The sequence below is a fragment of the Rhodopseudomonas pentothenatexigens genome (assembly GCF_900218015.1).
Lineage (GTDB): Bacteria > Pseudomonadota > Alphaproteobacteria > Rhizobiales > Xanthobacteraceae > Rhodopseudomonas > Rhodopseudomonas pentothenatexigens.
Map to the genome: position 1 here is coordinate 25,594 of NZ_UFQQ01000029.1, position 24,007 is coordinate 49,600.

Annotated in this window: 22 protein-coding genes; 11 read left to right on the forward strand and 11 right to left on the reverse strand. The window is 65.2% G+C overall.

Annotated elements, in window-relative coordinates; genetic code table 11:
• Window positions 1-13: 13 nt before the first annotated feature.
• Together DWA33_RS21065 and DWA33_RS21070 are read left to right on the forward strand one after the other, a co-directional pair.
• Window positions 14-958 carry an outer membrane lipoprotein carrier protein LolA gene (locus DWA33_RS21065; RefSeq protein WP_114360470.1) on the forward strand — a complete coding sequence of 315 codons (945 nt, stop codon included), beginning with the start codon at window positions 14-16 and terminating at the stop codon, window positions 956-958.
• A 203-nt stretch (window positions 959-1,161) separates the two neighbouring features.
• Window positions 1,162-1,974: an exodeoxyribonuclease III gene (locus tag DWA33_RS21070; protein ID WP_114360471.1), complete on the forward strand. Its 813-nt coding sequence runs from the start codon at window positions 1,162-1,164 to the stop codon at window positions 1,972-1,974.
• On the opposite strand, the gene DWA33_RS21075 is transcribed toward DWA33_RS21070, so the two are convergent.
• Window positions 1,975-2,424 carry a cyclic nucleotide-binding domain-containing protein gene (locus DWA33_RS21075; RefSeq protein ID WP_114360472.1) on the reverse strand — a complete coding sequence of 150 codons (450 nt, stop codon included), beginning with the start codon at window positions 2,422-2,424 and terminating at the stop codon, window positions 1,975-1,977.
• 39 nt (window positions 2,425-2,463) lie between these two features.
• Window positions 2,464-3,150: a response regulator transcription factor gene (locus DWA33_RS21080; protein ID WP_013500184.1), complete on the reverse strand. Its 687-nt coding sequence runs from the start codon at window positions 3,148-3,150 to the stop codon at window positions 2,464-2,466.
• Between the two features lie 164 nt (window positions 3,151-3,314).
• Here DWA33_RS21080 and DWA33_RS21085 point away from each other — a divergent pair, with 164 nt between their 5' ends.
• Window positions 3,315-3,878, forward strand: coding sequence for a L,D-transpeptidase family protein (locus tag DWA33_RS21085; protein WP_114360473.1), 564 nt, complete (start codon window positions 3,315-3,317; stop codon window positions 3,876-3,878).
• Between the two features lie 185 nt (window positions 3,879-4,063).
• On the opposite strand, the gene DWA33_RS21090 is transcribed toward DWA33_RS21085, so the two are convergent.
• Window positions 4,064-4,723, reverse strand: coding sequence for a YggS family pyridoxal phosphate-dependent enzyme (locus DWA33_RS21090; protein ID WP_114360474.1), 660 nt, complete (start codon window positions 4,721-4,723; stop codon window positions 4,064-4,066).
• Between the two features lie 169 nt (window positions 4,724-4,892).
• Between DWA33_RS21090 and DWA33_RS21095 the strand changes: the two genes are divergently transcribed.
• From DWA33_RS21095 to holA, 4 genes are all read left to right on the forward strand, one after another.
• Window positions 4,893-6,566, forward strand: coding sequence for a diguanylate cyclase domain-containing protein (locus DWA33_RS21095; protein ID WP_114360475.1), 1,674 nt, complete (start codon window positions 4,893-4,895; stop codon window positions 6,564-6,566).
• 206 nt (window positions 6,567-6,772) lie between these two features.
• Window positions 6,773-9,403 (forward strand): leucine--tRNA ligase, encoded by a 2,631-nt coding sequence (leuS, locus tag DWA33_RS21100; protein ID WP_114360476.1) that lies wholly within the window; start codon window positions 6,773-6,775, stop codon window positions 9,401-9,403.
• Window positions 9,390-9,953 (forward strand): LPS assembly lipoprotein LptE, encoded by a 564-nt coding sequence (gene lptE / locus DWA33_RS21105; RefSeq protein ID WP_114360477.1) that lies wholly within the window; start codon window positions 9,390-9,392, stop codon window positions 9,951-9,953. The genes leuS and lptE overlap by 14 nt, the downstream gene beginning before the upstream one ends.
• Window positions 9,954-10,009: 56 nt before the next feature.
• Complete coding sequence (gene holA / locus DWA33_RS21110; RefSeq protein WP_114360478.1) at window positions 10,010-11,041, forward strand: DNA polymerase III subunit delta; 1,032 nt, start codon at window positions 10,010-10,012, stop codon at window positions 11,039-11,041.
• Between the two features lie 473 nt (window positions 11,042-11,514).
• On the opposite strand, the gene DWA33_RS21115 is transcribed toward holA, so the two are convergent.
• The 7 genes from DWA33_RS21115 to hemJ all read right to left on the reverse strand — a co-directional run bounded on the left by DWA33_RS21115 (window position 11,515) and on the right by hemJ (window position 19,694).
• Window positions 11,515-12,405 carry a ParB/RepB/Spo0J family partition protein gene (locus tag DWA33_RS21115; RefSeq protein ID WP_114360479.1) on the reverse strand — a complete coding sequence of 297 codons (891 nt, stop codon included), beginning with the start codon at window positions 12,403-12,405 and terminating at the stop codon, window positions 11,515-11,517.
• Window positions 12,406-12,584: 179 nt separating this feature from the next.
• The gene (locus DWA33_RS21120) at window positions 12,585-13,436 is read right to left on the reverse strand and encodes a ParA family protein (RefSeq protein WP_114360480.1); all 852 of its coding nucleotides are present in this window, start codon (window positions 13,434-13,436) and stop codon (window positions 12,585-12,587) included.
• A 27-nt stretch (window positions 13,437-13,463) separates the two neighbouring features.
• On the reverse strand, window positions 13,464-14,135 hold the full coding sequence (gene rsmG / locus DWA33_RS21125; RefSeq protein WP_114360481.1) for a 16S rRNA (guanine(527)-N(7))-methyltransferase RsmG: 672 nt from the start codon (window positions 14,133-14,135) through the stop codon (window positions 13,464-13,466).
• A gap of 166 nt (window positions 14,136-14,301) precedes the next feature.
• Entirely contained in the window at window positions 14,302-16,170 is a 1,869-nt protein-coding gene (gene mnmG, locus DWA33_RS21130) for a tRNA uridine-5-carboxymethylaminomethyl(34) synthesis enzyme MnmG (RefSeq protein ID WP_114360482.1), read from the reverse strand.
• A 152-nt stretch (window positions 16,171-16,322) separates the two neighbouring features.
• Window positions 16,323-17,645: a tRNA uridine-5-carboxymethylaminomethyl(34) synthesis GTPase MnmE gene (gene mnmE, locus DWA33_RS21135; protein ID WP_114360483.1), complete on the reverse strand. Its 1,323-nt coding sequence runs from the start codon at window positions 17,643-17,645 to the stop codon at window positions 16,323-16,325.
• Window positions 17,646-17,732: 87 nt separating this feature from the next.
• Window positions 17,733-18,998: a transcription termination factor Rho gene (rho, locus tag DWA33_RS21140; RefSeq protein ID WP_013500171.1), complete on the reverse strand. Its 1,266-nt coding sequence runs from the start codon at window positions 18,996-18,998 to the stop codon at window positions 17,733-17,735.
• Window positions 18,999-19,253: 255 nt separating this feature from the next.
• Window positions 19,254-19,694, reverse strand: coding sequence for a protoporphyrinogen oxidase HemJ (gene hemJ, locus DWA33_RS21145; RefSeq protein ID WP_114360484.1), 441 nt, complete (start codon window positions 19,692-19,694; stop codon window positions 19,254-19,256).
• A 452-nt stretch (window positions 19,695-20,146) separates the two neighbouring features.
• Here hemJ and DWA33_RS21150 point away from each other — a divergent pair, with 452 nt between their 5' ends.
• From DWA33_RS21150 to dnaQ, 4 genes are all read left to right on the forward strand, one after another.
• Window positions 20,147-20,986: a pyruvate, water dikinase regulatory protein gene (locus DWA33_RS21150; RefSeq protein ID WP_114360485.1), complete on the forward strand. Its 840-nt coding sequence runs from the start codon at window positions 20,147-20,149 to the stop codon at window positions 20,984-20,986.
• Window positions 20,983-21,591 (forward strand): Maf family protein, encoded by a 609-nt coding sequence (locus DWA33_RS21155; RefSeq protein ID WP_114360486.1) that lies wholly within the window; start codon window positions 20,983-20,985, stop codon window positions 21,589-21,591. Before DWA33_RS21150 ends, DWA33_RS21155 begins: the two co-directional genes overlap by 4 nt.
• 94 nt (window positions 21,592-21,685) lie before the next feature.
• Window positions 21,686-22,285 carry a dephospho-CoA kinase gene (gene coaE, locus DWA33_RS21160; RefSeq protein ID WP_114360487.1) on the forward strand — a complete coding sequence of 200 codons (600 nt, stop codon included), beginning with the start codon at window positions 21,686-21,688 and terminating at the stop codon, window positions 22,283-22,285.
• Between the two features lie 35 nt (window positions 22,286-22,320).
• A complete protein-coding gene (gene dnaQ / locus DWA33_RS21165; protein WP_114360488.1) occupies window positions 22,321-23,019 on the forward strand; it encodes a DNA polymerase III subunit epsilon in 699 nt (232 codons plus the stop codon).
• A 78-nt stretch (window positions 23,020-23,097) separates the two neighbouring features.
• On the opposite strand, the gene secB is transcribed toward dnaQ, so the two are convergent.
• Entirely contained in the window at window positions 23,098-23,571 is a 474-nt protein-coding gene (gene secB / locus DWA33_RS21170; RefSeq protein WP_114360489.1) for a protein-export chaperone SecB, read from the reverse strand.
• Window positions 23,572-24,007: the final 436 nt, after the last annotated feature.

The following is a 24,007-nucleotide window of genomic DNA, read 5'->3' on the forward strand; positions in this document are numbered from 1 at the left end:
GAGGATCAGGGGCATGCGGGGAGCCGGTGCGGGGTCGCGAAATCGCCACAGCGCCCCTGTAGCGGCAGACGGCCCCCGCGGCGATGTCGCCGGGGCCGTACAGGACATGAGCTTGATCAGACAGTTCAACGACTTGACGGCAAGCCGGGCGACCGAAACCGGGCTTTGGCAGCTCTGCGTGGCCGCCGCTGCGGCGGCGTTCGTCGGCACCACGGCACTGCCAGCGAAGGCCGAGCCGGCACCAGCCGCAAAGCCGTCGACCCGCGCGCTGCAGCTCAGCGCGGCCGAGCCGAAACAACGCGCCCCGCAAGCTCCGCAGCAGCAGCCGGTCGCCAGGCTGACGACGCCACCCGAGCCGGTGATTCCCGACCCGCGGCGCAATGTGCCGGCCTCGATCTTCACCACTTTCGATGCCGCCCAGAAGGCCGAGGCCGCCAAGGTCAGCGCCTATCTGTCGTCGCTGCAGACGCTGGTCGGCCAGTTCGTTCAGGTCGGGCCGGACGGCAGCAAGCTGACCGGCGACTTCTACATCATGAAGCCTGGAAAGGTGCGGTTCGAGTACGACGAGCCCAGTCCGGTATCGATGATCGCCGACGGCCAGTCGGTGGTGGTCCGCGACCGCAAGCTGGCGACCCAGGACGTCTATCCGCTGTCCCAGACGCCGCTGCGCTATCTGCTCAGCGACCGGATCGATCTTTTGCGCGACACCAATGTGGTCAGCATCACCTCGGACGATCTGTATTCCAACATCATCATCGAAGAGAAGAACGCCATCATCGGCACCAGCCGCTTGCTGCTGATGTTCGGCGCCAAGGACGGTCAGCTCAAGCAATGGACCGTCACCGATCCGCAGGGCTACGACACCACCGTGGCGGTGTACAATCTCGACACCACCAAGCGTCCTGATCCGTCGATGTTCAAGATCGACTACACCAATTATCAGACCCCGCCGGGCTAGAGACGTCCGTCGGGCCTTCGCAATGGTCCGCTGCGCGGACGGTGGATGCGCCGGCCGAGCCCGCGCATGACGCTGGGTGCGAACGCGGCCCGAATCCCTGGCCGGTTGTTCACACCATCGGCTTGCGTCCGAACCCATGCCGCGCAACAAGGATGCATCGGACGTCTGTCGGTGCCGTCCTGCCTTCCTGCGACCGAGCTCCCATGCGCCTCACGCTCTCCACCTGGAACATCAACTCGGTACGGCTGCGCATCGATCTGGTGGCGAAATTCCTCAAAGCCCAGCGTCCCGACATCCTGTGCCTGCAGGAGACCAAATGTCCGGACGACGCGTTTCCGCTGAAGCGGTTCAAGCGGCTCGGCTACGAGCACATCGCGCTGAACGGACAGAAGGGCTACCACGGCGTCGCAGTGGTCTCGAAACTGCCGTTTGTCGCCACCGACATTCGAACGTTCTGCGATATCATCGACAGCCGCCACATCTCGGTTTCGGTGAAGACCGACGAGAACGCGCCGCCGCTGGTGCTGCACAATTTCTACGTTCCGGCCGGCGGTGACATTCCGGATCCCGAGGTCAATCCGAAGTTCAGGCACAAGCTGTCGTTTCTCGACGAGATGAAGGCGTGCGAGCCGCTGCATCCATCCGGCGATCAGCGGCACATCCTGGTCGGCGACCTCAACGTCGCGCCGCACGAACACGACGTCTGGTCGCACAAACAGCTTCTGAAAGTCGTGTCGCACACCCCGGTCGAATGCGAGAAGCTGCTCGCGGTGCTGCGCGCCGGCAACTGGGTCGACGTCGCACGCGATCGCATCCCGCTCGATCAGAAGGTCTATACGTGGTGGAGCTATCGGGCTGCAGATTGGACCGTCGGCGACCGCGGCCGTCGGCTCGACCACATCTGGGTGTCGGAAGCGCTGAAGAACCGCGTCATCGACTTCAAGATCCTGCGTGACGCGCGAAGCTGGGAGCGGCCGAGCGACCACGTCCCGGTGACGATGACGATGGAGCTGTGACTACGAGCTCAATTTGCTGCCGACCATGATGATATCATGGGCCACTTGGCTGGTGCGGGCGGCGAATTCGTCACGCAGCCGGCGCGCCGCGACCGGATCGCTTTCGAGCACCCGCTGAAACAGGCTGCGGGCGATCCGGACCGCCGAGGAGTATTCCAGCGCAACCGCGGTCGACGGTCGCCGCATCGGCATCACCAGCGCCAGCTCGCCGATCAGATCGCCCGGCCGCGCCACCGTCTCGTGAAAACCGCCATCCTCCATGGTGATCTGAAACGAGCCGCGCTGCACCACGTAACCGGCATCGGCCGGCTCACCGGCGTTGAACATCACATCGCCGCGGGCAAAATCGCGCTGTTCCGAGCCGATCGCCAGCATGCGCAGCGCCTGCTCGCCGAGCAGCCGCAGCGTCGGGACGCGCGCGAGCAGAGCAACATCATCTTCGATCGACATGCGGGACCGGACAACGGGTGAATCGGTCCCGTATTGGTATCACGGCACGAGTTTGTAGCCACCGGCCTCGGTGACCAGAATCTCCGGATTCGCCGCGTCGCGCTCGATCTTTTGGCGGAGCCGGTAAATATGGGTTTCGAGGGTGTGGGTGGTGACGCCGGAATTGTAGCCCCACACTTCCTGCAGCAGCGTCTCACGCGACACCGGCGCCTGTCCGGCGCGGTACAGGAAGCGCAGGATCGCGGTCTCCTTCTCGGTCAGCCGCACCTTCTTGGCGTTGGCGCCGGTCAGCATCTTCGAACCCGGACGGAACGAATACGGCCCGACCGCGAACACCGCATCCTCGCTGGCTTCGTGCTGGCGAAGCTGGGCGCGAATTCGCGCCAGCAGCACGGCGAAGCGGAACGGCTTGGCGACGTAGTCGTTGGCACCGCTTTCGAGACCCAGAATGGTGTCGGAATCGGTGTCGTGGCCGGTCAGCATGATGATCGGCGCCTTGAAGCCGCCTTTGCGCAGCGACCGCACCACCTCGCGACCATCGGTGTCGGGCAGGCCGACATCCATCAGCACCAGATCCGGTGACAGCGCTTTCGCGGTCTGCACACCTTTGGCGCCGGTATCGACCGCAGACGCCTCGAACTCCTCGTGCAGCGACAGCTGCTCGACCAGCGCGTCGCGCAGATCGTTGTCGTCGTCCACGATCAGGATCTTGCGGGCGTTCGGCATGGGCGCTGTCCTTCCGTCGTCTGGCGGCGCGGTCTGATCAGGGACGCGCACGCAAATCACGCGCGATTGTATCGCAGATCAGCAGATAGGGAGCGATTCCGCGGAATTTAACTGCGGCCGCCCAAATTTGCCGCCATGATGCTGGGCGCAGGCTTTCCGGACTCATGAAAAAGATAACCAGACCAACAACTTCGCGCAGATCGCCGCAACCGCTGGCGAGACTGGAGGTTCGCGCGGCCGCCGGCCGGCGCAGCCGCGGCTGGCTGATCGCGGGCGGGCATCCGATCCCGGTGTCGCTCGGCCGTGGCGGCATCCTTGCGAACAAGCGCGAAGGCGACGGCGGCACCCCGCGCGGCACGTTTCGCCCGCTGCGATTGTGGTGGCGACCCGACCGCGGGCCGCGGCCGCGCACATCGCTGCCGGTTCGGATCATCGGTCCCGACGATGCCTGGTGCGAAGACCCGCAGAGCCGGCACTACAACCGCCCGATCCGGCGGTCGCCGGCCGGGGAAGGCGACCGGCTGATGCGGGACGATCACCTCTACGACCTGATCGTCGAGATCGACCACAACACCCGGCCGCGGATCGCCGGCCGCGGCAGCGCGGTGTTTCTGCATCTGGCCCGCGACAATTTCGGCCCGACCGCCGGCTGCGTGGCGATGACCCGGCCGAACCTCACGCGCCTGCTGGCGCGGCTCGGGCCGACGACAAAGATCGTGATCGGGTAGATTGGTCCCATCGGCAGCGGTGCTGGAGTGATTGCGCGGAGCATTGCTCCGTGACCGTCATCGCCCGCGCAGGCGGGCGAACCAGTAGTCCACAGCGTCGGGGTTGGTCAGCAGCGCACTGCAATACTGGACCACCCGCTTTCGCGGGTGGTGACGGCAAAGAATGAGATCGCGCGGCAGCCGCCCTACCGATGCCCGAAGATCGCCGAGCCCACCCGCACATGGGTGGCGCCGAAGGCGATCGCGGTGGCGAAATCGGCGCTCATGCCCATCGACAGTTTCGACAGGCCGTTGCGCTTGGCGATCTTGGCGCACAGCGCGAAATGCGGCGCCGGCGCTTCATCGACCGGCGGGATGCACATCAGTCCGCAGATCGTCAGCCCCCAGCGCTCGCGGCAGGCGACCAGAAAGGCGTCGGCGTCCTGCGGGGCGATGCCGGCCTTCTGCGGCTCCTCGCCGGTATTGATCTGCACGAACAGATCGACGGTGCGGCCGGCCTGCGGCAGCACCTTGCCGAGCGCCTCGCACAGGCTGTCGCGATCCACCGAATGGATCGCGTCGAACAGCGTCACCGCGTCCTTGGCCTTGTTGGATTGCAGCGGTCCGATCAGGTGCAGTTCGGTGCCAGGATACTCGTCAACCAGTGCCGGCCATTTGCCCTTGGCTTCCTGGACGCGATTTTCCCCGAATACCCGCTGGCCGGCCGAGAGAACCGGGCGAATCGCGTCGGCCTCGAACGTCTTCGACACCGCAATCAGCGTCACCGAATTGCGCGGGCGACGCGCATCCTGGCAGGCGCGTGTGATGTCCGCTTCGACCGCGGCCAGATTGTCGGCGGCGCTCATCGCGGCGGCGCTCCCGACCAGGCTGCGCGGCGGGAAGAAAGCGGATGGGACGGCGCGATCAAGGCGGCGGGTTCGCTCACGGTTGGTGTTTCGCTCAAATTGTAAAGAATCGAGGAAAGGCTTCTTGAAGCCTTCCACCTAGGATCATTGCGGGGCTGAGGGGGCAACGATGTCACGCATCGCAATCGTCCGCAAGAAAGCCAAGCTCAGAGCCATGCTTGGCATCCGGGCCAGGCTGGTGGTGCTGGCGCTGATTCTGGTGTGTCCGCTGATGCTGGATCGGGTGCGGCTGCTCGAGCAGACGCGCACCGCCCAGCTCGCCGCGATGGCCAACGAGCTGTCGACGCTGGCGCAGCGCACCGCCGATGCCGAACGCGAGGTGATTTCGTCGGTCGAGGCGGTGCTCAAATCCGCCGCCTATGTGCATGCCGCCGCCGCCCAGGCCGGGCGGAGCTGCAGCATCCTGCGCGCCAGCCTGCGCGTCGATCTGCCCTCGATCCGGATGCTGATGGTCGCCGGTCCGGACGGGATCGTGCGCTGCTCGACATCCTCGATGTTCGTCGGGGTCGATATCAGCGATCGCGGCTATTTCCGCAAGGCTATGGAAACGCACGATTTCGTCGTCAGCGACTTCCTGGTCGGGCGGCAGACCCAGAAGGGCACCATCCTGGCCGCCTATCCGGTATCGGCGATCGACACCGGCGAGGAGGCGGTGATCGTCGCCGGCATGAATCTCGACTGGCTGTCCGACATGATGAGCAATCTGGCCGGACGGCCAGGTGTCAGTGCGGCGCTGATCGACGGCGAAGGCACCGTGCTGGCGACGCCGCCGGACGAACGCAGCCTTGTCGGCAAGAAGCTCGAACGCCTGGCGCTGTTGCCGGCTCTGGCCGAAGGGCCGCAGGGCCGCGACACCACCACCATGCGCGATGCCACCGGCCGGCTGCTGACCATCAACCGGATTCCCGGAACCAGCGCCCGGCTGGTGGTCACGGTCGACGAAAACAAGGTCTCGGCCGGTATCAATCACGACATCCGCACCGCCTATCTGCAGCTCGCGCTGGTCTGCCTGTTCGTCCTGCTCGGCGCCCTGATCGCCGCCGAACGGCTGATCGTGCAGCCGATTTCGGTGCTGACGGCCGTGGCCAACAAATTCGCCGCTGGCGACTGGTCGGCGCGGGTGGCCAAGAAAAAGATACCGTCGGAATTCGTGCCGCTGGCCCGGGCCTTCAACGCGATGGCCGCCCAGCTTGGTCAGCGCGAGCGCGAGCTGGTCGCCAGCAACAGCCGGCTCAGCGTGATGGCGTCGATGGACCTGCTCTCGGGCCTCGCCAACCGCCGCGGCTTCCAGAGCCGGCTCGAATTCGAATGGATGAAGGGCCAGCAGACCGGCCACCGTCTGGCGCTGATGATGATCGATGTCGACCACTTCAAGCTGTTCAACGATTCCTACGGCCATCCCGAAGGCGACGCCTGCCTGAGCCGGATCGGCGAGACGCTGGCGGCGGTCGCCGACCAGACCGGCGGTTTCGCGGCGCGCTACGGCGGCGAGGAGTTCTGCCTGCTGCTGCCGGATACCGGGCCCGCCCGGGCGATTCAGGTCGGCGAACTGGTGCGGGCCACCATCGAGCAGCTCGCGCTGCCGCACCGGACCAGCGCTTTCGAGCACGTCACCGTCAGCATCGGGGTCGCCTGTACGCTGCCGAGCGAGCAGGCCTCACCGGCCGAGCTGGTCGAAGCGGCCGACGCCGCGCTGTACGCGGCCAAACATCGCGGGCGCAACAACGTGGTCGAGCACGGCTTCACCCGGGCCGATGACGGCCCGGTGGCCATGGCGAGCTGACCGCCGACGGGCCTTGCAGCCGGCCTCCCGGCTTGCGCCATCCCATTGACCCGACACCTTGTTTCGTGGCCTAGTCCGCGCGCTTCGCGCGCGATTTGACCCGAGCCCCCGCACCGGTTGGCGACCTCGGCCGCGCCTTGTTGTCCGCCCTGATGATCCGCGCTCGAACCGGCCGGCCGTCTTCTGATCTGTCGAATCCTGATCTCATGAGCAACGAACGATACAACGCCCGCGAATCCGAGCCGACATGGCAGGCGAAATGGGACGAAGCGAAGATCTTCGCCACCCGCAACGACGACCTGCGCAAGAAGTATTACGTGCTGGAGATGTTCCCGTACCCCTCGGGGCGGATCCACATGGGCCACGTCCGCAACTACACCATGGGCGACGTGGTGGCGCGGACGATGCGGGCGCGCGGCTACAACGTGCTGCACCCGATGGGGTGGGACGCGTTCGGTCTGCCGGCCGAGAATGCGGCGATCGAACGCAAGGTCGCCCCGAAGGCGTGGACCTACGATAACATCGCGGCGATGAAGAAGCAGCTCCAGACCATGGGGCTGTCGCTGGACTGGGCGCGTGAATTCGCGACCTGCGACCCGTCCTACTACAAGCACCAGCAGAAGATGTTTCTCGACTTCCTCAAAGTCGGGCTGGTCGAGCGCGAGAAGCGCAAGCTGAACTGGGACCCGGTCGACATGACCGTGCTGGCCAATGAGCAGGTGATCGACGGCCGCGGCTGGCGCTCGGGCGCCGTGGTCGAGCTGCGCGAGATGAACCAGTGGGTGTTCAAGATCACCAAATACGCCCAGGAACTGCTCGACGCGCTGGATACGCTGGATCGCTGGCCCGACAAGGTGCGGCTGATGCAGCGCAACTGGATCGGCCGCTCCGAAGGCTTGATGGTGCGGTTCGCGCTCGATGCGGCGACCACGCCGGCCGGCGAGACCGAACTGAAGATCTTCACCACCCGCCCGGACACGCTGTTCGGCGCCAAGTTCATGGCGATCGCGGCCGATCACCCGCTGGCGCAGGCGGCCGCCGCGAAGGACCCCAAGGTCGCGGCGTTCATCGAGGACTGCAAGAAGCGCGGCACCGCGCAGGCCGAGATCGACACCGCTGAGAAGCAGGGCATCGACACCGGCATCCGCGCCGTGCATCCGTTCGATCCGAGCTGGAAGCTGCCGGTCTACGTCGCCAACTTCGTGCTGATGGAATACGGCACCGGCGCGATCTTCGGCTGCCCGGCGCACGACCAGCGCGACCTCGACTTCGTCAACAAGTACCAGCTCGGCAACACACCGGTGGTCTGCCCCGAGGGCCAGGACCCGGCGAGCTTCGTCATCACCGATACCGCCTATGATGGCGACGGCCGCCTGATCAATTCCCGCTTCCTCGACGGCAAGACGATCGCCGAGGCGAAGGAAGAAGTCGCCAGGCGGCTGGAGACCGCGCAGCTTGCCGGCGCGCCGGTCGGCGAGCGCAAGGTCAACTTCCGCCTGCGCGACTGGGGTATCTCACGTCAGCGCTATTGGGGTTGCCCGATCCCGATCATCCACTGCCCGACCTGCGACGTGGTGCCGGTGCCGGACGCCGACCTGCCGGTGGTGCTGCCGGAGGACGTGTCGTTCGACAAGCCGGGCAATGCGCTCGACCATCACCCGACCTGGAAGCACGTCACCTGCCCGCAATGCGGCGGCAAGGCGGTGCGCGAAACCGACACCATGGACACCTTCGTGGATTCGTCCTGGTACTTCGCGCGCTTCACCGATCCGTGGAACACCGAGGCGCCGACCACGCCCGACGTCGTCAACCGGATGATGCCGGTCGATCAGTATATCGGCGGCGTCGAGCACGCGATCCTGCATCTGCTGTACAGCCGGTTCTTCACCCGCGCCATGAAGGCGACCGGTCACATCGACATCAAGCATGACGAGCCGTTCGCCGGCCTGTTCACGCAGGGCATGGTGGTGCACGAGACCTATCGCAAGGCCGACGGCCACTACGCGTCGCCCGCCGAAGTGGCAATCACCGTCGACGGCGATCAGCGCCGCGCCACGTTGATCGATGGCGGCGGCCCGGTCGAGATCGGCCCGATCGAGAAGATGTCGAAGTCCAAGCGCAACACCGTCGATCCCGACGACATCATCGGGACCTACGGCGCCGACACCGCGCGCTGGTTCATGCTGTCGGATTCGCCGCCGGACCGCGACGTGATCTGGAGCGAGGAAGGCGTCAAGGGCGCGTCGCGCTTCGTGCAGCGGCTGTGGCGAATGGTGAACGATGCCGCCCCGATCGCCGCCGCGGCGCCGGCCGAACGGCCGGCGAGCTTCGGCGCCGAGGCGGTCGCGTTGCGCAAAGCCGCGCATGGCGCGCTCGACAAGGTGCTGTCGGGCATCGAACGGCTCGCCTTCAACGTCAGCTTGGCGCATATCCGAGAGTTCTCGAATACCCTCGGCGACGTTCTGGCCCGCGCACAGACGCCCTCTCCCGATCTCGCCTGGGCGATTCGCGAATCGACCGTGATCCTGGTGCAGCTCTTCCACCCGATGATGCCGCACCTCGCCGAGGAATGCTGGGCGGTGCTCGGCCAGACCGGCCTGGTCTCCGAGGCGCTGTGGCCGCAGATCGAGCCGGATCTCTTGGTCGAGGACAGCATCACCCTGCCAGTTCAGGTCAACGGCAAGAAGCGCGGCGAGGTGACGGTGCCCCGCGACGCCCCGACCGGCGAAATTGAGGCTGCCGTTTTGGCGCTCGATGCGGTAAAACAGGCCCTGGGCGACAAGCCCGTGCGCAAGGTGATCGTGGTTCCGCAGAGGATCGTGAATGTCGTCGGCTAAGCCCGCGGAGCTCAAGAAGTTCGTCGTCCGGCTCGCGCTGGCCGTCGCATTGGCGGCGCCGGTCGCTGGCTGCTTCCAACCGATGTACGCCGACCGCGGCGACGGCTCGCCGACGCTGCGCGACAAGCTCAGCGCCATCGAAGTGCCGCCGCTCGACATTCCGAACGGCTCGCGCAACTCCCGGCTCGGTGTCGAGCTGCGCAACAAGCTGATGTTCAAGTTGTACGGCAGCGCCACCGGGGCGCCGCCGCTGTATACGCTGAAGATCTCGCTCACGACTTCGCGGTCGTCGCTGATCGTCGATCCCAGCACGCAGCTTCCGACGATCGAGAACTACGCGATCGACGCCAGCTACCAGCTCAAGGACATCGCCACCGGCAAGATCGTGACGACCGGCAACACCTTCTCCCGCGTCGAGTACGACGTGCCCGGCCAATCGCAGCGCTTTGCCCGCACCCGCGCCGGCCGCGATGCGGAAGACCGCGCCGTGCAGGAGATCGCCGAGAACATCAACACCCGGCTGGCCTCGTTCTTCTACGCCGGCATGTGAGCCGCGATCGCGGCGGGCGAGCGGTGTCGTTTCACATTCGGCGTGAGCGCTGAGGAATGGTTGCGCTGCGCGGCAAAGACGCTGTTTCGTTTCTGGCCCGCCCCGATCCGGGCCGGCCGATCGTGCTGCTGTACGGTCCCGATGCGGGCCTCGTGCGCGAACGCGCCGATGCGCTGATCGCCGCTTCGCTCGACGATCCAAAAGACCCGTTCGCCCTGGTGCGGCTCGACGGCGACGAACTCGCCGCGGAGCCGTCGCGGCTGGTCGACGAAGCCCTCGCCATTCCGATGTTCGGCGGCCGGCGCGCCATCCGGGTCCGCGCCGGCTCGCGCAGCTTCGTCGCCGGCGTCGAAGCCTTGATCGCCTCCCCGCCCAAGGAATGCCGGGTGGTGATCGAAGCCGGCGACATCAAGCCGGACAATGCGCTGCGCAAAGCGTGCGAGAAAGCGACCACCGGCGCGGTCGCGATCGGCTGCTATCCGGACGCCGAAGCCGATATCGCCCGGCTGATCGACGACGAATTGCGCGGATCCAATCTGCAGATCGGCAAGGACGCGAAGGCCGTGCTGACCACGCTGCTCGGCGGCGACCGCCAGGCCTCGCGCAACGAGCTGCGCAAGCTGGCGCTGTACGCTCACGGCAAGGGCGAAGTCACGCTCGACGACGTGATCACTTGCGTGTCCGACGCGTCCGACCTGAAGCTCGACGCGATTGTCGATGCGGCGTTCTCCGGCAAGCCCGTCGTGGTCGAGACCGAATTCGCCAAGGCCATGGTGGCCGGCACCTATCCGGGCCAGATCATCCTGGCGGCGCAGCGCCACGCGGCGTTTCTGCACAAGACCAGCCTCGCGGTCGAAGGCGGCGCGCCGGCCGCGATGGTGCTCGATTCCGGATTCCCGCGGCTGCATTTCTCCCGCAAGGCCGCAGCCGAAACCGCGCTGCGCAACCTCTCGGCGGCGCGGCTGGCGCAGATCATCGAGCAGCTCGCCGGCGCCGCCCTCGAAACCCGCCGTCAGGCCACACTCGGCGCCGCGATCGCCCAGCGCACGCTCTTGTCGATCGCAGTGAGCGCAAGGCGACGGGGTTAGAGCGGTTCATCGTCTGATTGAAACGATCCGACGTTTCCGAAGGCACTGAGTCCTCATCCTGAGGAGCCCGGCGAAGCCGGGCGTCTCGAAGGATGGGGTAACGCGTTCCCTGCGTCACATGGTTCGAGACGGCGCTACGCGCCTTCTCACCATGAGGTTGTGCGTGTGGCAGGCGGTGCCGATCAACTCTGATTCTATCAAAAACAGAACTGCTCTAGTTGGTATCATCCGTAGTGCTGAGCGCAGCGAAGCCCACCCGGCTGGCCACACGAGACCGCTCTCGTTCGTCATTCCGGGGCGCCGCGCAGCGGCGAACTCGGAATCCATACGCCCGGCGCTCGTGAGAGCGCACGGCGGTGGACGACGAATCATTGACGGTAGTGGTTGTGGATTCCGGGCTCGCGCAGCTACGCTGCGCGCCCCGGAATGACGAACCAGAGACCGTCGCCTCAGGAGTCAACGAACAACGCGAACTAACCGCCCGCCTCTAGCCGTCGGATGATGTCGTCGAGCTGATCGAGATCGGCGTAGCGGATCTGGACCGCGCCGGCGCCGTCGTGATCGTCGATCGTCACCTTCATGCCGAGCGCGTCGCTCAGGCGTTTCTCGAGCGCCAGGGTGTCGGCGTCCTTCGCCGATTTCACGCTCGCGGCAGCGCGCGGCTTCTGCGGCTTGCGCTCCGGCACACCCTCTTCATGGGCGAGCGCCTCGGTCTGCCGGACGTTGAGACCTTCGGCGACGATCCGCTTGGCGATCGCCGACGGATCGGGCAGACCGATCAGGGCGCGGGCGTGGCCGGCGGTGAGCTCGCCCGAGGCGATCAATGCCTTGACGTCGTCGGGCAGCTTGATCAGCCGCATCATGTTGGCGACGTGGCTGCGGCTCTTGCCGACGATCTTGGCGATCTCCTCCTGACTGCGTTTGAACTCGGCCGCCAGCGCCTGATAGCCCTGCGCCTCTTCCAGCGGATTGAGATCCTCGCGCTGCACGTTCTCGACGATCGCGATCTCGAGTGCGAGCGCATCCGAAACATCGACCGGCACGATCGGCACTTCGTGCAGGCCGGCGCGCTGCGCCGCGCGCCAGCGACGCTCGCCGGCGATGATCTCGTAGCGATCGGCGCTGCCCTTCACCGGACGGACCACGATCGGCTGGATCACGCCATGCTGCTTGATCGAGTCGGACAGTTCACCGAGTTCGGCATCGGTGAAGGTGCGGCGCGGATTGCGCGGATTGGCCTTGATGAATTCGATCGGCACCTTGCGCTGCGCCCGCGGCCGTTCGGCCTGCGTCGCTTCACCGCCGACATCGCCGATCAGACTCGCCAGGCCGCGTCCCAGTCGCGAACGGTGCTCATCGGCCATCGCCGGCTCCCTTGGATTCACGTCGCTACTCCGCACTGATAGAATCGAAATTGTTAGCTGTCGTCGTCATTGCGAGGAGGCGAAGCCGACGAAGCAATCCAGTCTTCGTCGCGTATCGCTGGATTGCTTCGCTGCGCTCGCAATGACAGGCTGCAGCACCGTAGCCCGCTGCCCGCACCTCAATGCGTGGTGCGGAGTTCGCGCTCGCGCTGAATCACTTCGGTGGCGAGCTTCAGATAAGCTTCGCTGCCGACGCATTTCAGATCGTACACCAACACCGGCTTGCCGTAGCTCGGCGCTTCCGAGATCCGGACGTTGCGCGGGATCATGGTGTCGTAGACCTTCTTGCCCATGAACTGGCGGACGTCGGCGACGACCTGACTCGACAGATTGTTGCGGCTGTCGAACATCGTCAGCACGATGCCGTGGATCGTCAGGCTTGGGTTGAGGTTGGCACGGACCTGCTCGACGGTCTGCAGCAGTTGCGACAGACCTTCGAGCGCGAAGAACTCGCACTGCAGCGGCACCAGGATCGCATCCGCCGCCGCCATCGCGTTGACGGTCAAGAGGTTCAGCGACGGCGGGCAGTCGATCAGCACGTAGGTGTAGTCGAGCGGCGGATCGATGTCCTTGTTGAGCACGCCGATCGCGTCGCGCAGCCGGAACGCACGGTCGCTGCGGTGGCCGAGCTCGAGCTCGAGGCCGGACAGATCCATCGTCGAGGCGGCGATGTGCAGCCGCGGCACCGCGGTGGCGACCACCGCATCGCGCAGCGGTGCTTCGCCCGCCAGCACGTCGTAGGTCGAAGTGTTGCGGTCGCGGCGGTCGATGCCGAGCCCGGTCGAAGCGTTGCCCTGCGGGTCGAGATCGACGATCAGCACCCGCTCGCCGATCGCGGCCAGCGCCGTGCCGAGATTGATCGCGGTGGTGGTCTTGCCGACCCCGCCCTTCTGGTTGGCGAGCGCGATGATACGCGGACGCCCGGGCTCGGAAGCCCTATCACCTTGATATATCTCGTCAATTACGGTCATGGCGGGTTCTTCGGCTGGTTGTGGCGGTTACGTGCGTCGTTCGATGTGGTCGATCTCGACGATCCAGCCCTGGCCACCGGTCACGCTGGCATGCAGCTTAGGTTGGATGTTCCAATATTTAGTAGCTTCCGTCAATTCGGCCTCTACATCTTGACCCTTCAGGAACAGCGCCTTGGTGGTTCCAGGGGTCATCAACGGGTGAGCGAAACCGATCAGCTGGTGTAGCGGAGCGACTGCGCGTGCGGTGATGCAATCGAGCGCCTGTGGGAATCTATCCACGTTATCCCCGATGTCCGCCAGCATCACTGTGCCCGGCGCGCCGGCGACACGCAGCGCCTCGCGCAGAAACGCCGCCTTCTTGGCGATCCGCTCCACCAAGGTGACATGCCCGCCGGCATCGGCCATCGCGCAGGCCAGTACCACGCCCGGGAAGCCGCCACCCGAGCCGAAGTCGAGCCACCGCCGCGCGTCGGGTGCCAGGCCGACGAGCTGCAAGGAATCCGCGACATGCCGGGTCCAGAGCTGCGGCAGCGTCGATGGCGCGACCAGATTGGTCTTAGCCTGCCATTGCTGCAGCAGCGCCACATAGGCGTCGAGCCGCGCTTCGAGCTTCGGGGATACCGGAACGAGCTTCAGCGCCGCAGCCTTGTCGGCGGCGAGATCAGAGACCATTGGGAGAGTCTTGGCGGCGCGCTGCATGAACCTGCACTGCACAGAGAGCGGCCCGAGGGCTTCTTCTGATTATATTCTCGTCGACCGATTCCGGCCACTGCCTTGCAGCAATGAATCTTCAGCCAGGATGACGTGGGCTCGTTTCACGTGAAACAGAGCCGAACTCTGTCAGATCGTTTCACGTGAAACATGCCTAGCTGACCGAAGGCCGTTTGCGCTGCTCTCGTCGCAGATAGGCCGCCAGAATTCCCAGCGCGGCCGGCGTGATGCCATCGAGACGACCCGCCTGCCCTACGGTCTGAGGACGGTGCCGTTCGAGCCGGGTGCGAGCTTCGTTCGAGAGCCCGGGAACCTCGGCGTAGTCGACATCCGTGAGCCGCAGGCTTTCGTCCCGGCGGAAAGCTGCGACGTCGGCGGTCTGCCGCTCCAGATAGACGTGATATTTGGCGTCGATCTCGACATGGATGGCAATCTGGGAATCGACCGTCCCGAGCTCCGGCCAGATCGCGCAGACTTGCGGCCACTCGATCTCCGGGTAGGACAGCAGGTCGAATGCCGAACGGCGCTGGCCGTCGCGATTGAGCGACAGCCCGTGCTTGGCCGCCTCGTTGGGGGTGATCGACAGCGACTGGGCGAGCGCTTTCGCCTCCGCCAGCGCCGCCATCTTGGTCCGATGGAATACCGCCCGCTCGGCCCCGACACATCCCAGCATCAGACCCTTGTGGGTCAGCCGCTGGTCGGCGTTGTCGGCGCGCAGCGTCAGGCGGTATTCGGCGCGCGAGGTGAACATCCGGTACGGCTCGGTAATGCCGCGGGTCACCAGATCGTCGATCATCACCCCGAGATAGCCGTCGGCGCGGTCGAACACCACGAGGTCGCTCCCCCCGGCGGCGAGCCCGGCATTGAGGCCGGCGACCAGCCCCTGAGCCGCCGCTTCTTCGTAGCCGGTAGTGCCGTTGATCTGCCCGGCCAGGAACAAACCACGCAGCCGCCTAGTCTGCAGTGTCGGTTCCAGCTCGCGCGGGTCGACATGGTCGTATTCGATCGCATAGCCGGGGCGGAGCATCTCGGTCCGCTCCAACCCGGGGATGGTTTTCAGGATCGCGCGCTGCACCTCTTCGGGTAGAGAGGTCGAGATTCCGTTGGGATAGACGGTCGGATCATCGAGCCCTTCCGGCTCCAGGAAGATCTGGTGGCCGTCACGGTCGCCGAACTTGACGATCTTGTCCTCGATCGACGGGCAATAGCGCGGTCCGGTCGACTGGATCTGCCCGGAATACATCGGCGAGCGGTGTACATTGGCCCGGATCACCTCGTGGGTGGCCGGCGTCGTCCGGGTGATGCCGCATTCGATCTGCGGCGTGGTGATCGCCGGCGTCAGAACCGAAAACGGCTCCGCCGGATCGTCGCCGGGCTGCATTTCCACCGCACCCCAGTCGATAGTCCGGCCATCGAGCCGGGGCGGAGTGCCGGTTTTGAGCCGGCCGAGCGCAAAGCCGAGCGCTTCGAACGAGCCCGAGAGCCCCATTGCCGGCGCTTCGTCGATCCGGCCGGCCGGCCAACTTCGCTCGCCGAGGTGGATCAGACCGCGCAGGAACGTCCCGGTGGTGATGACAACGGCAGCGGCCGCAAGTTCACGGCCGTCGCCGAGACGAATTCCGGTCACGCGACCGTCTCGCCACAGCAATGCGTCGGCCTCCCCATCGATCACCGAGAGGTTCGCAGTGGCACGGATCGCGGCCTGCATCGCGGCCGCATACAGCTTGCGATCGGCCTGCGCCCGGGGGCCGCGGACGGCCGGACCTTTGCGGCGGTTGAGCATTCGGAACTGAATGCCTCCGGCATCGGCGACCCGGCCCATCAGGCCGTCGAGAGCATCGACTTCGCGGACCAGATGGCCTTTGCCGAGCCCGCCGATCGCCGGATTGCAGGACATCGCCCCGATGGTCGCAAAGCGATGGGTGACCAGCGCGGTAGCCGCACCGATCCGGGCAGCCGCAGCCGCCGCTTCGCAGCCGGCGTGGCCGCCGCCGATGACGATGACGTCGAAAGAATTGCGCATGGTGGGGTTGTAGCTCAGCTCCGAGGAGCTTTGAAGGCGACTCGTACCGATCTCGGTACCCGGCAAACCTCACCGCGATGTTTCACGTGAAACAGGGGCGAGAGATCGCCGGATCATGGTTAAGCAACCCTTACCGTCGGACGCCGCGCGACCTATTTGCCGATGCAGAACCGGCCAAAGATCTCGCCGAGAACGTCCTCGACGTCGACGCGTCCGAGCAACCGGCCCAGACTGTGAGCCGCGGCCCGCAGCTCCTCGGCCAGGATCTCTTCCGCCAGACCGGGTCGAAGACTTCGCGCCAATGACGCCGCCGCATCGGCCAGCAGAGTCCGATGACGCTCGCGGGTGATCAGCCCGGCTTCCGCGGCGCCGAAATACTGCGCCGCAAAGCGTGTCAACGCGCGCAGCAAATCCGCAACCCCCTCGCCGGTGCCCGCCGAAATCCCGAAATCAGGCCGCGAGAGGCTGCGATCCGCTCTCTCTTCGGCCAGATCGATCTTGTTTCGCACCCGCCAGATTTCCGGCCCGGCGACATCCGGGTCGGACAGGTCGACAGCCGTGCTCAGCCACAGCACCAGGTCCGCCGCCGCCGCGCGCGACCGAGCCCGCCGCACGCCCTCCTGCTCCACCGGATCGTCGCTGTCGCGCAGACCCGCAGTGTCGATCACCGTCACCGGATAGCCGTCGAGGTCGAGCTGCACCTCGATCACATCCCGGGTCGTGCCGGCATGCGGCGACACGATCGCCACCTCACGCCGCGCCAGGCGGTTGATCAGGGTGGATTTGCCAACGTTCGGCGGGCCGGCGATCGCCACCACCATCCCGTCGCGAAGCCGTTCGCCCCGGCCCTGCTCTGCCAGGACCTCCGCAATCTCCGCCGACAGCGCGGCGATCTTGGCGCGCGCCGGCCCGATCAGTTCATCCGCGACGTCGCCTTCGTCGGAGAAGTCGATTCCGGCTTCGACCAGCGCCAGCGCTTCGATGATCTGGTCCCGCCATCGTCGCGCCCGATCACCGAGCACGCCGCGTAGCTGGCGCAGCGCCTGACGCCGCTGCGCGTCGGTGTCCGCATGGATCAGATCGTCGAGCCCTTCGGCTTCGGTCAGGTCGAGCTTGCCGTTCTCGAACGCCCGCCGGGTGAATTCGCCCGGCTCAGCCGGCCGCACATCTTGCAACGACGACAGCGTCTTGATCAGCGCCGCCGCCACCGCGCGGCTGCCGTGGATGTGCAGCTCGGCGACGTCTTCGCCGGTAGCCGACGCCGGTCCCGGAAACCACAGTGCCACGCCGTCATCGATCATCTCGCCGACGGCGTCCCGGAGATCACAACGCACAGCACGCCGCGGCGGCGGCAGCGATCCGGTCAGCACCCTCAGCACGTCTCCGGCCCGCGGCCCGGAGACCCGCACGATCGCGATCGCCGACGGCAGCGCTCCGGTGGCGAGGGCAAAGATGGTCTGGTCGCTCGGATGCATGGCGCTGTCTTGCCGAGGCGCCATTCCGAACGCAAACAAAAAGGGCGCCCCGCGGGACGCCCTTGATGGCCGGTTTGTTCGACTCGCTCAGGTATTCATCGAGTCGAAGAATTCCGAGTTGTTCTTGGTGTTGCGCAGCTTGTCGAGCAGGAACTCGATCGCATCCATCGTGCCCATCGGGTTCAGGATGCGGCGCAGCACGTACATCTTCTTCAAAAGCTGCGGATCGGTGATCAGCTCTTCCTTGCGGGTGCCGGACCGCGAGATGTCTATCGCCGGGAAGGTGCGCTTGTCGGCGACCTTGCGGTCGAGGATCAGCTCCGAGTTGCCGGTGCCCTTGAACTCTTCGAAGATCACTTCGTCCATGCGCGAGCCGGTATCGACCAGCGCGGTGGCGATGATGGTCAGCGAGCCACCCTCTTCGATGTTACGGGCGGCGCCGAAGAATCGCTTCGGCCGCTGCAGCGCGTTGGCGTCGACACCGCCGGTCAGCACCTTGCCCGACGACGGCACCACCGTGTTGTAGGCGCGGCCGAGGCGGGTGATCGAATCGAGCAGGATCACGACGTCGCGGCCGTGTTCGACCAGGCGCTTGGCCTTCTCGATCACCATCTCAGCGACCTGGACGTGGCGTACCGCGGGCTCGTCGAAGGTCGAGGAGATCACCTCGCCCTTCACCGAGCGTTGCATGTCGGTGACTTCTTCGGGCCGCTCGTCGATCAGCAGCACGATCAAATAGCACTCGGGGTGGTTCGCGGTGATCGAGTGCGCGATGTTCTGCATCAGCACCGTCTTACCGGTGCGCGGCGGCGCCACGATCAGGGCGCGCTGGCCCTTGCCGATCGGCGCGACGATGTCGATCACCCGGGCCGACAGATCCTTGCGGGTCGGATCGTCGATCTCGAGCCGGAAACGCTCGTCCGGGAACAGCGGCGTCAGGTTGTCGAAATTGACCTTGTGCTTCGACTTTTCGGGATCTTCGAAGTTCAGCGAGTTGACCTTGAGCAGCGCGAAGTAGCGTTCGCCTTCCTTCGGGCTGCGGATGTGGCCTTCGATGGTGTCGCCGGTGCGCAGGCCGAAGCGGCGGATCTGCGACGGCGAGACATAAATATCGTCAGGACCGGGAAGGTAGTTGGCGTCCGGCGACCGCAAAAAGCCGAAACCGTCGGACAGCACCTCGACGACGCCCTCACCGATGATGTCGGTTTCTTTGGCGGACAACTGCTTGAGGCAGGCGAACATCAGCTCCTGCTTGCGCATCGTGCTGGCGTTCTCGACCCCCAGCTCCTCTGCAAACGAAACGAGCTCGGCCGGCGTCTTGGCCTTCAGGTCTTGAAGTTTGATTTCCCGCATGGGGGTGGTCCTGTGGAAACGAGACTGGGGGATTCGTCAGCGGAAGAAAAAGCGGAGGGAAATGACAGAGGTCCGCAGGTCTTCAGGTCGACTTGAGCAAGGAAGGTGCGGGAGGTTTCAGACCCGATGCGGCGGCCGGTCCAAAAGGATCCAGATCGCAACCACATTCGCCTGCTTTAGGTGGGACAACGCGACTATAGGAAATCCGTCGCAATCACGCAAGACGATCCCGTTACTGGATAGGGATTTGCCGCCTCAGAACGGTTTGACGATGACGAAGATCACCGCCGCAACCATGAGAACAGTCGGTATCTCGTTGATAACGCGATAGAATTTGTGCGACCGCGTATTCCGGTCTGCGGCAAAATCGCGCACGTAGCGGCCCAGCATCAGGTGGATGATGGTCATCAGCACCACCGCGGCGAGCTTGCCGTGAAACCAGCCCGAGGCGAAGTAGTCCTGCTCCCAGGCGATGGCGAGGCCGGCGACCCAGGCGACCAGCATCGCCGGATTCATGATCGCCCGGTACAGCCGCCGCTCCATGATCTTGAACGTCTCGGACTGCTTCGATCCGACCTCTGCGGTGCAATGGTAGACGAACAGCCGCGGCATATACAGCATGCCGGCCATCCATGAGATCACCGCGACCACATGCAAAGTCTTAACCCAGGGATAGATATAGACCCACTCGATCATTGATCTTCCACTCGACCGTGCCGCGAATCGCAAACTGGATCCGGAACGCAGACCCCGCATCGCGCGTTGATCGAATGCTCGAATGCGGAGCTTTCCGCAAGCGCGTCCCTTCTCATCAATATTTATAGATTCTTAAGGTTTGAGTCTAAGTGGCCGTGGATTTGACTCATCCAACGGCATTCGCGCGTTGTCCCGCGTCCGCCCACATTTGCACAATCGTCCCCAACGCCGGCCGTCCTGATTGCGCTTCGAAAGATCAGAGGGTTGCGCCGGTTCGTCGCCGCATTACCGAGAGACAAATCCACATTCACCCGCTAACCTCGAAGCCATCCCGAACAGCTCTTCTCACCCGACGCCTGTGAAGAAAATGCCGGGTTATCCCGGCCGCGACGGTCGCGGCGCCGCTTTGGTGCGGTTCTCGCCCCGTTGTTCACAGGATACACAGGGGCACGATGCTCACCGACGGCAGCTATTTTCACCTTCATCTGGTCTCCGACTCCACCGGCGAAACCCTGATCACGGTGTCGCGTGCGGTGACGGCGCAGTACGCCAACATCACCCCGGTCGAGCACGTCTATCCTTTGGTGCGCAGTCAGAAGCAGCTCGATCGCGTGCTGCAGGAAATCGAGGAGGCGCCCGGCATCGTGCTGTTCACGCTGCTGGAGACCGAGCTGGTCAACCGGCTCGAGGCGAAGTGTCAGGAGATCAACAGCCCGAGCCTGTCGATCATCGGGCCGGTGATGCAATTGTTCGAAGCCTATCTGGGTGCTTCGACGATGGGACGGGTCGGCGCGCAGCACACCCTCAACGCCGAGTATTTCCAGCGCATCGACGCGCTGAACTATTCGATGATGCACGACGACGGCCAGCACGTCGAAGGGCTGGAAGAAGCCGACGTGGTGCTGGTCGGTGTCTCGCGCACCTCCAAGACGCCGACCTCGATCTATCTGGCCAATCGCGGCATCCGCACCGCCAACGTGCCGCTGGTCGCCGGCATTCCGATTCCCCACCAGCTCGAGACCTTGAAGAAGCCGCTGGTGGTCAGCCTGCATGCCTCGCCGGAACGGCTGATCCAGGTGCGGCAGAACCGGCTTCTCAGTCTCGGCGCCGGTGCCGGCAACGACTCCTATATCGATCGCCAGGCGGTGACCGACGAGGTGCTGCTGGCGCGCAAGCTCAGCGCCAAATATGGCTGGTCGCTGCTCGACGTCACCCGCCGGTCGATCGAAGAAACGGCGGCGGCGATCATGAAGCTGCTTGCCGACCGGCAGCGCCAAAGGGTGCCGGAATGACACTGTGGCTCGGGCCGCAGCCCTTGGTGCTCGCTTCGCAGAGCAGTGCCCGGAAGACTGTGCTGGCCAATGCCGGAATTCCGTTCGAGGCGATTCCGGCCGAGATCGACGAACGCGGGATTGCGGCGGCGTCCGGCATTGCCGCGCCCGGCGCGATCGCCGCTTTGCTGGCCGAGCAGAAGGCGGCGTTCGTCAGCAATCACCACCCCGGACGACTGGTGCTCGGCGCCGACCAGACACTGGCGCTCGGCGCGCGCAGCTTCAACAAGCCTGCCGATCGGGCGGCCGCCGCCAAACAACTCCGTGAATTGGCCGGCCGGCGCCATGAACTGCACTCCGCGGTCGCGGTGGTGCGCAACGGCATCACGCTGTTCTCCGACGTGTCGATCGCGCGGATGACGATGCGGCCGCTGACCGACGCGGAAATCGAGGCCTATCTCGACATCGTCGGCGACAAGGCCACCGCCAGCGTCGGCGCCTATCAGATCGAAGGCCTCGGGGTACATCTGTTCGACGGCATCCACGGCGATCATTTCACCATCCTGGGCCTGCCGCTGTTGCCGTTGCTCGGTTTTCTGCGTAGCCAGAACCTGATGGCGGTCTGACGCGCGAGCGACGACCAAACAACAAGCGAGCCTCAGACCGATCATCATCGGGGCTGAAACGACTCGCGCCGAAGATGAAGACGGAGGCGACGGAATGCTGGTGCTCGGACTGACCGGTTCGATCGGGATGGGCAAATCGACCACCGCCAAGCTGTTCGCCGAAGCGGGCGTGCCGGTCTACGACGCCGACGCCACTGTGCATAAGATCTACGAGAACGAGGCGGTGCCGGCGATCGAAGCGGCGTTTCCCGGCACCACGGTCGCCGGCAAGGTCGATCGCGCGCTGCTGTCGGCCAAGGTGGTACATGATCCGGCCGCGATGAAGCGGCTCGAAGGAATCGTGCACCCGATGCTGCGCGCCCATCATCAGCAGTTTCTCGACGATGCCGAATCCTCCGGTGCTCCGGTCGCGGTGGTCGATGTGCCGCTATTGTTCGAAACCGGCGGCGAAAAGCGCGTCGATGCGGTGGTGGTGGTGACGACCTCGCCGGAGGTGCAGCGCGAACGGATTCTCGCGCGCGACAACATGACCCCCGACAAGCTCGATGCCATCCTGGCCCGGCAGATGCCCGATGCCGAGAAGCGCAAGCGCGCGGATTTCGTGGTGGATACCTCCAACGGACTCGACCCGGTGCGGCTTCAGATCCGCGAAATCCTCGAGGCCGCTGCTAAAATGCCACGCCGGCGCGACTGATTCGCGCGGCAACGAACACAGCCTGATCAGAAGCGATGCGTGAGATCGTCCTCGATACCGAAACCACCGGCCTCGATCCGCTGCGCGGCGATCGGCTGGTCGAGATCGGCTGTGTCGAGATCTTCAACCGGATGCCGACCGGTCGCACCTATCATCGCTATCTCAATCCCGAACGGGACATGCCGGCCGAGGCCTTCGCGGTGCACGGGCTGTCGAGCGAATTTCTCGCCGACAAGCCGCTGTTCGCCCAGGTCGCCGATGAGTTTCTCGAATTCATCGGCGATGCGCCGCTGGTGATCCACAACGCCTCGTTCGACATCGGCTTCATCAACGCCGAGCTGTCGCGGCTGTCGCGGGCGCCGGTGCCGCGCGAACGCCTGGTCGACACGCTGCTGCTCGCCCGCCGCAAGCATCCGGGCGTGTCCAACCGGCTCGACGATCTGTGTTCGCGCTATGCGATCGACAATTCGCGCCGCACCAAGCACGGCGCGTTGCTCGACGCCGAGCTGCTCGCCGAAGTCTATATTGATTTGATAGGTGCCCGGCAGTCGCAGCTGATCCTCGCCGACGTGCCGGTCGAGGTGGTTGGAGCTGCCAACGAGAGCCGTCGCCGCCAGCGACCCGCGCCGCTGCCGAGCCGCCTGACCGACGCCGACCTCGAAGCCCACCGCGCCTTCATCGCCACCATGGGCGACAAGGCGATCTGGCCGGACTATCTGCCCGCCGGCGCCTGAGCCTTTGGCTTCCCAAAACACAATGCCCGGCACGTCGGCCGGGCATTGCAGAAGTCATGAGCGTGAGCGGCGAGCGGATCAGCTCGGCTGGCCCTGCTGCTGGGCTCGCTCCAGATTCTGGCGATACAGGCCGACAAAGTCGACCGGATCGAGCATCAGCGGCGGGAATCCGCCGTCCCGCACCGCGCTGGCGATGATTTCGCGGGCGAACGGGAACAGCAGTCGCGGGCATTCGATCATGATCAACGGATGCAGATTCTCCTGCGGCACGTTGAGCACTCGGAATACGCCGGCATAGGCCAGTTCGAAGCTGAACAGCACGCCGCCGCCGGATTCGGCTTTGCCGTCGATCGACAGCGTGACTTCGTATTCGTTCTCCGCAACGGCGTTGGCGCCGACATTGATCTGAATATTGATCGCCGGCTGCTGCTGCTGGGGAGCCAGCGATGCCGGGGCGTTCGGATTCTCGAACGACAAGTCCTTGGTGTACTGCGCCAGCACATTGAGCTGCGGAGGAGCACCCTCGGGAGGCGTTCCGTTACCGTTGGTCATCGATGGTTCTCCTGGAAGCGAACTTTGAAGGCGACCGCCAGCTGCAGCGGCACGCACACGAGGGCAGGCGCTGGGGCGAGTGGCTATCATACGGTCGCGCCGTTCCACAAGGCGGACGGACGACTTCGGGCCGAAACTCCGCTATTCTCCGATACCTCCAAAATAGTCCCCTGGGGGCAAGGAAACCATTCAGCAACCGCCCGTTAACCTCCAGATGGACAGGTTCCTCGTCCGACCCGGTTTTCGAGCGGGTCCGAAACGCGTAAAGTTGCAGCAACGAGGCCTTCAGGTGGTGGGGCGGACTTGCCAACCCCGGTGACTGTGCCAAAACGCGCCATTGGCGAGGCGCGGTTGATGCCTACATGGTGAAAACCGGCTTCGCGTGCCGCGTCGACGTGGCGATGCCGGAGACGCAATGCCGATCCGGCCCGATCAG